The following is a 12,731-nucleotide window of genomic DNA, read 5'->3' on the forward strand; positions in this document are numbered from 1 at the left end:
TTAATATTAAGCCGATGTTTAATTACATATTACAAAAACGGGCTTATTGCAATGTTGTTACATATTTTATGAACTATAAAAACCCATACTTGCATCTGATAGTTTGAATTATGTAACTTTGAGATATGATAGCCGGAACAGAATCATTAGAGGATTTTTATAAAAGCAAATTTGATTGGTTGCCCGATAACCTTAGTCAGGACATTGGCCACTTCAACGTTTTTCGTTTGGAAGATTGCCATGGGCCTAACAAAGCGCCCGTAAAATATACCCGCCGCGATTATTATAAAATAACCCTGTTTACAGGTAAATGCCGTTATCATTACGCTGATAAAAGCGTTGACGTGGATGGCAAAACGCTGATGTTCTTTAATCCGAACGTACCTTATACATTTGAATCAATGTCTGACGATATGCAAGGGTACTTCTGCATATTTAAGGAAGGCTTTTTTACTGAACGCCTGCGCAGTAACATCGCCGATCTGCCCATGTTTACTCCTGGTGGTAAACCATCTTACGTGCTTACAGACGATCAGTATGATGAACTGGCGCCGATATTTGAGAAGATGCTCAAAGAAATAGCTTCTGATTACCGGTTTAAATACGATCTGTTGAATAATTACGTAAACGAGGTAATTCATTACGCATTAAAGCTTCAACCGACTGAAACCTTGTACCGCCATCCGGACGCCAACTCGCGCATTACAGCCATTTTTACAGAGCTATTAGAGCGGCAGTTTCCTATTGAATCAACCTCGCAACGCTTCAGTCTGCGCTCGGCCAATGATTTTGCCGATAAACTTTCGGTACACGTTAACCACCTTAACCGGGCCATACGCCAAACTACCGGCCGCACCACCACCAGTCATATTTTTGAGCGGCTGGCCAACGAGGCACGGGTGCTGCTGAGGCATACCAACTGGAACATATCCGAAATAAGCTACACCCTCGGCTTTGACGAGCCGGCGCATTTTAACAACTTTTTTAAGAAGCAAACACAACTAACGCCATCCGCATATCGTAATGTGTGAATTTTGCAATCTTTGGTTTGATAAACGCTATCGCCTCCCTTTAAACCCATACTACCTTTGTATTGTTAATAACAAAAAACAATACAATGGAAAACAAGCAAATATGGTTTATAACCGGGGCCTCTAAAGGTTTAGGCCTTTCTCTTGTAAAAAACCTTTTAAACGCTGGCCATGTGGTAGCGGCCACATCGCGCAAGCTGGATGAACTGGTTAACGCTGCCGGAGTGAGCGATAATTTTTTACCCCTGCAGGCTGATGTAAAAGATGAAACCGCCATTGCCGATGCCCTTAAAAGCACCGTAGAAAAATTTGGCCGTGTTGATGTAATAGTAAACAACGCCGGCTATGGTATTGGTGGCAGCGTAGAAGAATTAAGCGATGCCGAAACACGCGACAGCTTCGATGTAAACGTTTTTGGCTCACTGAACGTAATTCGCCAGGCTATGCCTTACCTGCGTGCGCAACGCTCAGGGCACATTATTAACATATCATCAATAGCGGGTATTACCGCAAATACTGGCTGGGCTATTTACGCCGCCACCAAATACGCGCTTGTAGGCATGACCGAATCCTTAGCCGCCGATGTTAAAGAGTTTGGCGTTAAGGCAACAGTTGTTGCGCCGGGTGGTTTTCGTACAAACTTTTTGGAACCGGATTCAATTTATATAGGCAAAAACCCGATACCTGAATACACAGCCGTGCGCGCAACACACGACAGATACTTGAAAATGAGCGGTGCCCAAGCCGGCGACCCTGACAAGGCAGCAATCGCCATGATAGAACTGGCAGCTATGGAAAACCCACCGCTATATCTTTTGCTTGGCAGCGATGCTTACAACCGCGCCAATGAAAAGTTAGAACGGTTGAGCGCCGAGATCAAACAATATGAAACCCTCACAAAATCAACAGATTTTTAAACTAAGACAATTAATCACACTATAAACAAAATGAAAAAGCAAAAAACATGGTTTGTTACCGGGGCCTCAAAAGGTTTGGGGCTATCACTGGTAAAACAGTTACTGGCTGCCGGTTACAACGTAGCCGCTACCTCACGCAACGCAGCCGACCTTAACCAGGCTGTAGGCAACCCGAACGACGAGTTTTTACCGCTCGAAATGAATATTAAAAGCGAGCAAAGCGTAGCAGAAGCCATCGATTTAACTGTTAAACACTTTGGAAAAATAGATGTGGTAGTAAACAATGCCGGTTACGGCATGCTGGGCAGTTTGGAAGAGCTTAGCGAAGAAGAAACTTACGACAACTTTGCCGTAAACGTATTCGGCTCGCTGAATGTGATCCGCAAGGCAATGCCGCATTTGCGTAAGCAAGGCTCGGGTCATATATTCAATATTGCCTCTATTGGTGGCTTCACCGGCGATTTCCCCGGCTTTGGCATCTACTGCGCCACCAAATTCGCGGTACACGGTTTTACAGAATCGTTAGCGGCAGAAATTAAAGAGTTTGGCGTTCACGCTACTGTAGTATCTCCTGGTTATTTCCGTACCGACTTCCTGACATCAGGCTCAATGGCCGTACCGGCAAACCCGATTGCAGAATACAAAAGCGTTCGTGATTCGCAAAATCAACACGAAAACGAAATTAACGGTAATCAGGGCGGAGATCCGGAAAAGGCAGCACTTGCCATGATTAAAGTAAGCGAAGCTGAAAACCCGCCGGTGCATTTATTTTTAGGCGAGGACGCTTACAACATGGCCTACAAAAAAATAGAAAGTGTTAAAAACGATTTGGAGACCTGGAAAGAGGTAACCGTAACAACCGGCTTTGATGCTTAACTTGAAAACTAATAACAAAAATGGATAATAAGTATGCAGGCATGTGGGTAACCAAGGATGGCTATATACGCCACAATTTGTTACCCAACGGCCGTTATGATGAAGCCCGCGGTAACCGCGAAAGCGCCTACCAAGGTAGTTACACGATTGAAGGCGACCATATAGAATACGTTGACGACACAGGCTTTACCGCCGATGGAGACTTTAGAGACGGTATATTATATCATGCCGGAATGGTATTATACAGACAAGATTAATACCTCACCCCAACCCCTCTCCTTTGGAGAGGGGCTTTTTCGTTTTGGGACGTTATAATTAAAGGGTTAGATATAGATTTGCATTTGTCCATAACCAGGCAACAGATTCCTACTCCTACCTCGTTCGGAATGACAATTTTGTACGCACAATCTGTAAATAACCTATAAAACCGGCATCAGTAATGCCCGGAGCAGCACAAGCCTTGCCAAAGCACAACCATTCGCCGGGCAGGACGTAGCCGGCGATTTATTCGCTATGTTTATTCTAATTGTGCTCATGAGATCGCTAACGCTAAGTTTTGGTTCTTTTGATCGCTCAAAAGAAGTTAAGGACAGGCTTTACACCATTTCCAATATCTCCCTAATACTGGCAATACTCTCAAACTTTTCGTTATCAATAGTATCTTCAATCTGCTCATGCGCCCAGGTAATGTGGTAGGGCACATGTATGGCCGAGCCGCCGATATTGAGCACCGGCATAATATCCGACTTCAGGGAGTTACCGATCATCAGCAATTCATCCGGCTGAATATCCAGGTGTTTTACCAGCTTAAGGTAGTTGGCATCATCCTTTTCAGACATAATTTCGATATGATGAAAGTAATGGCTCAGTCCTGATTTTTTGAGTTTACGTTCCTGATCCAGCAGATCACCTTTTGTGGCTACTACCAGGCGGTAGCGGTCTTTAAGCTCACTTAGCACCTCCTCTACCCCGTCCAGCAGTTCAATCGGCTCATCAAGCAGCCCTTTGCCCAGGTTGATGATTTGGCCGACAATTTCCGCTGGGATAGTATTGTTTGTAACGGTAAGGGCCGTTTCAATCATCGAAAGGATAAACCCTTTTACACCATAGCCATACAATTTGAGGTTGGCTATTTCGGTTTTCAGCAACTCGCGCTCTAATGCATGCTGCTGCAAAAATTCATTAAGCAGTTTATAAAACTCCTCTTCGGTGCGCCTGAAATAGGGCTCGTTTACCCAAAGGGTATCGTCAGCATCAAACGCGATAACTTTTATACTCATAACGCTTTAAAAATAGCGTTTTGCGCAAAATAAAAGCAATAATTATTTATCGCCGCTGATAAAGTCGAACGCTCCTTTACGCAGGTTGATACCATATTCAAGATACGCCTTTAAGCAGGCCGAAAAGTTAGCCCATCCTTCAGTGTTATTTTTAAGCCATTGTACCGATGGTTGTTCGGCTGCAGTGCTCTTTTCGGTAACGGTTAGCTTTGTAGCATTATCCCCGCGTGGAATTAGTATCATCTCTACTAAAAATGGCGTACCTTCAACATCCCAAGTAAGCGATATCAGTTTGCCCGGCTCAATCTTTTTAACATTTACAGGATATTCACCTTCAAATTCCGGGAAGCTCCACATCACTTGCTCACCTTCTTTCAGGCGGGCGCTACCTTTGGCAATAAAGTAGTTTGACATTTTAGCCGGATCAACAATGGCTTCAAAAACTTCAGCCGCAGGCTTACTGATCTGGATATTGGTTTTAATTTCAAAGTCAGCTGTGTTCATAATAGCAGTTTTATCTATTAACAAACTTAGCATCAAATGTTTATTAAGCACAGGTGCCGTCGCGACCATTTAAGGGGGCATTACTGCCAAACACGGTTTATTCGATATGCCGTATTATTATTATTGAATCGACCTTTGCGATTGTAGAATATTAATTGTTTAAAATTGTAAAATTGTTGCCCCGGCTGGTTTATTAATATGAAGCGTATTTGTTTAGTTGAAGATGAAGAGAAAGTTTCATCCTTTATAAAAAAAGGATTGGAAGAACATAACTACAGCGTTGATGTAGCCGAAGATGGCATAGCCGGGCTTACCATGATGCTGCAAAACAAGTACGACGTTTTTATACTGGACATGATGCTGCCCTTGCTTAGCGGTATGGAGCTGTGCAAGCAGATACGCCAGAAACAGCCCGAAGCACCAGTATTGATATTGAGCGCGCTGGGCACTATTGATGACAAGGTCAATGGCCTGCACGCCGGTGCCGACGATTACCTGGTAAAACCATTCCATTTTAAAGAATTGCTTGCCCGGATAGAAGCCTTGCTGCGCCGCAGGCAGCCCGCCAATGACGGTGGCGAAAACCACTTTCTGACCTTTAGCGACCTGAAGCTCAACATCTGGGATAAAACAGCCGAGCGGGCGGGTAAGCAAATAGCGTTAACAGCTAAGGAATATGCGCTGCTGGAACTTTTCATCCGCAATCCAAATAAATTACTCTCACGCGAGTACATTACCGAAAAGGTTTGGGGTATAAACTTTGACACGCAAACCAACATGGTTGATGTGTACGTAAACTACCTGCGCAACAAGATTCAGAAGGGGTTTGATAAAAAGCTTATCCACACGGTTATTGGCATGGGCTATATTTTAAAGGAGCAATAACTTGAAAATTAAAACCCGCCTGTCGTTATACTTTACGCTGATCAGTTCCGGCGCGCTGTTGCTGGTGCTTGTAGCGGTTTATCTGGCAGTGTATTCTTTCTCGCGTGAGGATTTTTACGATCGCCTCACCGACCGCGCCAACGTGGCCTCGCAGTTATATTTAAAGGCCGACGAGATCAATGCCGACTCGCTGATGCAGGTACAACAACGCTACCTGGATAAACTACATGGCGAAGTGATTAAGGTGTATGATGATGATAACCGCTCGGCTTTTAACACCCATAATGATATTTTTTGGAGAGATACTATTATTGAGCAGGTACGTAAAGAAAAATTTTTGAAATACCAGGACGGCGACAGGCAGGTGGTTGGCAAGCTTTACCATGACAATCAGGGCGATTTCGTGATCCTGGTATCGGCGTATGACCGAAGCTTCCCGAGCCGGATAACCATGTTAAGCCAGATAGCCAGCGTGTTATTTATTACATTTACAGCCGTGTTATTTTTTGCCGGGCAACTGTTTGCAAACCGCGCTCTTGCCCCAATTAAGCAGGTAATTACACAGATGGGGCAAATACGGTCGAGCAACTTGCACATGCGGGTTAAAGGCGCCAAAAACAAGGATGAAATTGATGAGCTGATCAGCAACTTTAACAGTTTGCTTGAGCGTTTGGAGAATGCATTTGAATTGCAGCAAACGTTTGTAGCCAATGCATCGCACGAATTGCGAACCCCGCTTACCAGTATAATGGGCGAGGTTGAGGTTGCCTTAACCAAAGCACGTAATACCAATGAATATGAGCGTATATTAGCATCCATATCCGCCGATGCCATGCGCCTGCAGGAAACCATTACCAGCCTGATGGAATTGGCCCAGGTGGATATGAATTACACGCAGGCAAAAATTTCGGCAGTAAGGGTTGATGAATTACTTTGGGAGTTGCACGAGGCCTGGAGCGAAAAGAAAGGTCCGGGTAAACTCGACCTGCAGTTCGGCAACATGCCGGAGGATGAAGCTGATTTAGATATTCAGGGCAACAAACCGCTGCTGTATATCGCTCTGAATAACATCATCGACAACGCTTTTAAATACTCAGGCAACCAAGCAGTAACCGTAAAATTTGAAGCATTGCCCACTGCCATAAATATAGCTGTTGTTGATAAAGGCCCGGGCATACCACTGGCCGATCAGCAAAAAATACTTCGTCCCTTTTACCGGGCCGGAAATTTAAAAAAGCTGCCCGGCAGCGGACTTGGACTGTACATTACCGACAAGATAATACAGCTTTGCAATGGTCGCATACAGGTAATTTCCGACGGTAAAGCGGGTAGTACTTTTGCTGTAAATTTTGAAAAGAAAGCCGCATTATAAATTCTAATGGCTTTTTAATACAGGTTTAATTCACTTCCAATTTGGCAATAATAGTTTTGATCTATCGAAAGATCAGAACATAAAATGGCACCTTATAAAAATTTATTTAAACTGCTGCTGCCCGTGCTGGCCATATGCAGTGCACCTAAAGCCTACAGCCAAACGGATACGCTGAAGCTAAGCTTTAAAGACAGCGAAAAGCTCTTTTTACAAAACAACCTTACCCTGCTTGCGCAAAAGTATAATGTAGATGCCTCTAAGGCGCTTATTAAACAAGCCGGATTGTGGGATAACCCCGTATTATCTACCGATCAAAACATTACCGATAATTCGGGTAAGTTTTTCAATCATGGCAAAAACACCGGTCAGGTATTTGTAGCGCTGAGCCAGGTGTTTACCACCGCTGGCAAACGCGGCAAACAAGTACAAGTGGCAAAAGACGACGCCAGCATTCAGCAAGCCGCTTTTGATGACCTGCTTCGTAATCTGCGTTATAACCTGCTGCTTGATTTTGCGCAAACCTCAAACCTGATAGAACAAGCCAAAGTTTACCAAACCGAGATAGCATCCGCACAAAACCTGGTGAACGCCATCCAAAAATCATACGAGGCAGGCAACAATTCACTTAAGGATGTAGTGCGCTTAAAAGCTTTGCTGTTTAGTTTGCAAAATGACCTGGTTGAAAACAATCGCCAGCTCTCGCAATTGCAAAGCGAGCTTAAAACGCTACTCGGCATAGCGCCGGATAAGGTTATTGCCCCGCAAATCAATTTCCATACAACAGATGCACCGCTGAATGCGGCTGAGCTTGCAGAGAAAGCTAAAACCATGCGTGGTGATTACCTGGCAAGTCAATACACACTCCAACAGAATAATGATAACGTTGCGCTGCAAAAGGCTTTAGCCCAACCCGACGTTACCCTCGGTGTAGCTTACGACCAGAACAGCAACTATGCGCCGCACTACGTAGGCTTACAAATTTCGGTTCCCCTTCCCCTATTTAACCGCAACCAGGGCAATATTAAAGCAGCTAAACTGAGCGCCCAAGGGCAGGAGTTTATTGTGCAGAACAATGCCTTGCAACTACAAAACGATGTTTATTCGGCGGTGAACCAGTACCGCCTGAGCAACCAGTTGCTGGGCCAAAGCGAGACTGATTTTTACGACCGTTACGATCAGTTATACACCAGTATGCTGAAAAGCTTTAAGCAAAGGCAGATCAGCCTGCCCGAGTTTGTGGATTTTTTTGACTCATACAAGGACACCAAGCTGAAAATATTACAACAGCAATATAACCTTAACAAAGCCATTGCCGACTTGAATTTCGCGGTAGGCACCACTGTAGTTGATCCTCTATAACAATATTATAAACAAAAATGAAAAAGCAATTAGCATACAGCGCCATCGCCTTAGTTTTAGCACTGAGCGCCTGCGAGGAACATAAAACCGGTACCATGGAAACCAAAAAGGTTTGCGTGAGCGATTCCATGGCCAAAATGATTAAGATTGATACGGTTAAAGTTTCGCAGGTTAAGGATGAACTTGCGCTTACCGGAGAGGTATCTTTCGACGAGAACAAAGTGGTAAAAGTATTTCCGTTTGCCGGCGGACAGGTAACTGATGTAAAAGTATCCCTGGGAGATAAAGTAAGCAAAGGCCAGGTACTCGCAGTTTTACGTAGTGCCGATGTAGCCGGTAATTATACCGACCTGCAATCAACCCGTGCAGACGTAGCCATCAGCAAGCGCCAGTTACAACAGGCCGAATACCTGTACAAAAACGGCATATCAAGCGAGCGTGACTATACCGAAGCTAAAGAGAATTACGCTAAATCTCTCGCCGCGGACGAGAAAGTAAAGCAGCAAATCTCCATCAACGGCGGCGGCAATACCAGCGCCAACGGTACGCTGATCGTTCGTGCCCCGCGCGACGGATATATAGTTGAGAAGAACATCGCCGCAGGCAACTTCATCAGGCCTGATAATAATGAGAGTTTGTTCACCATATCTGACATGAAAGATGTTTGGATAGATGCCAACGTATTTGAAAGCGATATAGCCAAAGTAAAACAAGGCTACAATGCCCGTGTAACCACCATCGCTTATCCTGACAAAGTTTTTACCGGGAAAATTGATCTCGTAAATTCTGTACTCGATCCGGATAGCAAGGTAATGAACGTGCGTATATCCCTGCCAAATAAGGACTTGTTGCTTAAACCCGAGATGTTTACCAACGTGGTAATTACCAACAACGAGAGCGGCACTGCAGTTGCGCTGCCTGCATCGGCCGTAATATTTGATAACAGCAAGCACTATGTGGTAGTGTACAACAACCGCTGCGATATGGAGATACGCGAAGTTAATCCGGTAAAAACCGTGGATAGCGTAACCTATATAACCGGTGGCTTAAAACCAGGCGAGCGTATCATATCTCAAAACCAATTGTTTTTATACAACGCCCTGCTAGACGACTAACAGCCCTATCCGTATCACTGCCGCTATACCTATGGTACCGGCGCAATACTTATAACAATGAACAAATTCATTAAAAGCATCATATATTTTTCGCTACGCAACCGGGGCTTTGTGTTCTTTTTAACCGCTGTGCTTGCCGTTGCAGGTGTATGGAGCTATACCAATACTCCTATTGAAACCTTCCCCGATGTTACTAATACGCAAATAATCATTATAGCGCAATGGCCGGGCCGCAGTGCCGAGGAAGTGGAGAAGATGATAACCATACCGATGGAAACCGTATTGAACTCGGTACAAAAAAAGGTCAACCTGCGTACTACATCATCATTCGGTTTATCATACGTACGCATAATTTTTGATGACGACGTGGACGACTCCTTTGCAAGGCAGCAGGTACTAAGTCGCCTGAGCAATGCTGAGTTGCCCGACGGCGTAAAGCCCGAAGTAGAACCGCCTTACGGTCCTACCGGCGAGATATTTCGTTATACGCTTAAAAGCCGCACAAAAACGCTACACGAACTTACCGCCATACAGGATTGGGTGCTTGACCGTCAGTTTAAAGCCATCCCCGGCGTTGCCGATGTGAACAGCTTTGGTGGTGAGGAAAAGGATTACGAAGTGAGTGTTAACCCATCGCTATTGCAAAAATATGGCCTTACCTCACTTGATGTTTACAACGCCATTAACCGCAGCAACATCAACGTAGGCGGCGATGTGATTGAAAAAAACAATCAGGCCTTTGTTGTACGAGGTATCGGCTTAATTAACAACATCAACGAGATCGAAAACATCATCATCAAAAATGTTAACAACGTGCCCATCTTAGCAAGAAACATTGCTGTGATCAAGGAAAGCGGATTGCCTCGCCTTGGTCAAGTTGGCCGTGATAAGGATAATGATGTTATTGAAGGTATTGTGGTAATGCGTAAAGGCGAAAACCCTGCTGATGTACTGGTTCGCATCAAGGATAAGGTAAAAGATCTAAACGACAACGTACTCCCTAAAGACGTCAAAATAGATACGTTTTACGACCGCACCACTCTTATGGATTTCTGTACCGAAACAGTTATACATAACCTGTTGGAAGGTATAGTGCTGGTAACCGTGGTAGTATTACTTTTTATGGCCGACTGGCGCACTACGTTAACCGTGTCTATTATTATTCCACTGGCCTTGCTGTTCGCATTTATTTGTATGCGGATAAAAGGCATGACGGCCAACCTGATCTCGATGGGAGCTGTCGACTTTGGTATCATTATAGACGGTGCCGTAGTGATGGTTGAGGGCCTCTTTGTAGCGCTTGATCACCGGGCTAAAGAGGTTGGCATGGAGAAGTTCAATAAACTTGCCAAGCTGGGCCTGTTTAAAAACGTAGGCTCTGAAATGGGTAAGGCGATCTTCTTTTCCAAGCTGATCATCATCACCTGTTTGATACCGATTTTCGCTTTCCAAAAGGTTGAGGGTAAAATATTTTCGCCTTTGGCCTATACGCTGGCGTTCGCGTTGCTGGGTGCACTTTTATTCACCCTTACTTTGGTGCCTGCCCTGTCAAGCGTGTTGTTGCGTAAAAACGTGCGCGAAAAGCACAATCCTATTGTGTTATTTTTTGAGAACGGCATTAAAAAGATGTTCAGCTTTACTTATCGTAACCAAAAAATGAGTTTGGTGATAGCGATGAGCGCCATGGTACTCACATTTATGTCGGCTAAGCTGCTGGGCACCGAATTTTTGCCGCAGCTTAATGAGGGAGCGCTTTGGGTATCGGCACAATTGCCAATGAGTAGTTCGCTTGAGAACTCGGTTAACGTTACTAACAAGATGCGCGCCATACTGGCTACTTTCCCAGAGGTTAAACAAACGCTGTCGCAAGTGGGCCGCACTAACGATGGTACCGACCCGAAAGGTTTTTTTAACGTACAGATACAGGTTGACCTGTTGCCTAAGAAACAATGGAAACGCCACATCACACAGGATGAACTGATAGCCGAAATGGATAAAAAGCTTAGCCAATTCCCGGGTATAGTATTCAATTATTCGCAACCTATTATTGACAACGTTGCCGAAGCTGTGGCCGGGGTACCTGCATCAATGGCCGTAAAAATATTCGGGCCGGACTTTGAAGTGCTGGATAAAAAGGCAGATGCGGTAATGTCGGTACTGAAACACGTTGATGGTGTAACCGATTTGGGCGTATTGCGTAACCTTGGCCAGCCGGAGTTCAGGATAGAGCTGGATCAACGTAAGATGGCTCTGTATGGCGTGTCAACTGCCGATGCCAACGCTGTTATTGAAATGGCCATAGGCGGTAAAGCGGCAACTCAACTGTACGAAGGAGAACGCAAATTCGACATCCGCGTACGATACCAAAAACAATACCGTGCTACGCAGGAGGATATAGAACGCCTGATGGTACCAACCCTGAACGGTTCAAAAATTTCTATCAAAGAGATTTCAACTATCCGGGAAATTACCGGACCTGCATTTGTATATCGCGATAATAATTCACGCTATATCGCAGTTAAATTCTCCGTTCGCGGCCGCGACTTAGGTAGCACCATTACCGATGCACAGGCTAAGGTACACAAGGCGGTACAATTGCCTCATGGATATTCATTCACCTGGAACGGCGAATTTGAGAACCAGATACGCGCATCAAACACGCTGGCACACGTGGTACCAATTTGCTTACTGGTGATCTTCCTGATTCTGTTTGTAACCTTTGGTAATAGCAAGGATGCTATGCTGGTATTGATGAATGTACCGTTCGCATTAATAGGCGGTATATTAGCCCTGCATATAACTGGTATCAATTTTAGTATATCGGCAGGTATTGGCTTTATAGCGCTGTTTGGTGTATGTATACAAAACGGGGTGATACTTATCTCGGTATTTCGCAAAAACCTGCAAGAGGGTATGCACCTTGACCAGGCTTTGCTCGATGGCGTTATATCGAGGGTACGCCCGGTGGTAATGACTGCATTGATGGCGGCTATCGGCCTGATGCCCGCAGCTATATCAACCGGAATAGGCTCCGAAACACAGAAGCCGTTAGCAATTGTGGTAATAGGCGGTTTGGTTACTTCAACTATCCTGACCTTGCTGATATTGCCGATCATCTACGGAATTGTTTACAAATTCATTCACAAACGCGAAAACAGGAAGCTGTTGAAAAAGATAGGTGCTATAAGTTAATGGTAAATTAGCGCCAGTAATCAGCAAAAAACCCACGCCATAGCGAGATTCGCTATGGCGCTTTTTGTTCGTAACTACTATCTATTTGACTTTAAAAAGCTTGTTTACTACTCATGATTATTGAATGTTCTTTCTTGAGTGTTAGTGATTGTCACTTTCTTTTTAGCAGAAAAAAGAAAGTAACCAAAGAAAAACTGCCG

Annotated in this window: 11 protein-coding genes; 9 read left to right on the forward strand and 2 right to left on the reverse strand. The window is 44.6% G+C overall.

What is annotated here, in order from left to right:
• Window positions 1-125 precede the first annotated feature (125 nt).
• From LT679_RS05675 to LT679_RS05690, 4 genes are all read left to right on the forward strand, one after another.
• Window positions 126-1,031, forward strand: coding sequence for a helix-turn-helix domain-containing protein (locus tag LT679_RS05675; RefSeq protein WP_232176380.1), 906 nt, complete (start codon window positions 126-128; stop codon window positions 1,029-1,031).
• An 86-nt stretch (window positions 1,032-1,117) separates the two neighbouring features.
• Entirely contained in the window at window positions 1,118-1,948 is an 831-nt protein-coding gene (locus LT679_RS05680; protein ID WP_232176381.1) for an SDR family NAD(P)-dependent oxidoreductase, read from the forward strand.
• A gap of 30 nt (window positions 1,949-1,978) precedes the next feature.
• Window positions 1,979-2,824, forward strand: a complete 846-nt coding sequence (locus LT679_RS05685; protein WP_232176384.1) for an oxidoreductase — start codon at window positions 1,979-1,981, stop codon at window positions 2,822-2,824.
• A gap of 20 nt (window positions 2,825-2,844) precedes the next feature.
• Entirely contained in the window at window positions 2,845-3,081 is a 237-nt protein-coding gene (locus LT679_RS05690; protein WP_232176386.1) for an Atu4866 domain-containing protein, read from the forward strand.
• Window positions 3,082-3,420: 339 nt separating this feature from the next.
• On the opposite strand, the gene LT679_RS05695 is transcribed toward LT679_RS05690, so the two are convergent.
• Both LT679_RS05695 and LT679_RS05700 read right to left on the reverse strand, forming a co-directional pair.
• A complete protein-coding gene (locus tag LT679_RS05695; RefSeq protein WP_232176388.1) occupies window positions 3,421-4,104 on the reverse strand; it encodes an HAD family hydrolase in 684 nt (227 codons plus the stop codon).
• A 42-nt stretch (window positions 4,105-4,146) separates the two neighbouring features.
• Window positions 4,147-4,608 (reverse strand): SRPBCC domain-containing protein, encoded by a 462-nt coding sequence (locus tag LT679_RS05700; protein WP_232176390.1) that lies wholly within the window; start codon window positions 4,606-4,608, stop codon window positions 4,147-4,149.
• Between the two features lie 198 nt (window positions 4,609-4,806).
• Between LT679_RS05700 and LT679_RS05705 the strand changes: the two genes are divergently transcribed.
• The 5 genes from LT679_RS05705 to LT679_RS05725 all read left to right on the forward strand — a co-directional run bounded on the left by LT679_RS05705 (window position 4,807) and on the right by LT679_RS05725 (window position 12,531).
• Window positions 4,807-5,493 (forward strand): response regulator transcription factor, encoded by a 687-nt coding sequence (locus tag LT679_RS05705; RefSeq protein WP_232176392.1) that lies wholly within the window; start codon window positions 4,807-4,809, stop codon window positions 5,491-5,493.
• A gap of 1 nt (window position 5,494) precedes the next feature.
• Window positions 5,495-6,865 (forward strand): sensor histidine kinase, encoded by a 1,371-nt coding sequence (locus tag LT679_RS05710; RefSeq protein WP_232176394.1) that lies wholly within the window; start codon window positions 5,495-5,497, stop codon window positions 6,863-6,865.
• Window positions 6,866-6,949: 84 nt separating this feature from the next.
• Window positions 6,950-8,224 (forward strand): TolC family protein, encoded by a 1,275-nt coding sequence (locus LT679_RS05715; protein ID WP_232176395.1) that lies wholly within the window; start codon window positions 6,950-6,952, stop codon window positions 8,222-8,224.
• 17 nt (window positions 8,225-8,241) lie between these two features.
• A complete protein-coding gene (locus tag LT679_RS05720) occupies window positions 8,242-9,339 on the forward strand; it encodes an efflux RND transporter periplasmic adaptor subunit (RefSeq protein ID WP_232176397.1) in 1,098 nt (365 codons plus the stop codon).
• Between the two features lie 57 nt (window positions 9,340-9,396).
• A complete protein-coding gene (locus LT679_RS05725) occupies window positions 9,397-12,531 on the forward strand; it encodes an efflux RND transporter permease subunit (RefSeq protein ID WP_232176399.1) in 3,135 nt (1,044 codons plus the stop codon).
• Window positions 12,532-12,731 lie beyond the last annotated feature (200 nt).

The sequence above is a fragment of the Mucilaginibacter roseus genome (genome assembly GCF_021215455.1).
GTDB lineage: Bacteria > Bacteroidota > Bacteroidia > Sphingobacteriales > Sphingobacteriaceae > Mucilaginibacter > Mucilaginibacter roseus.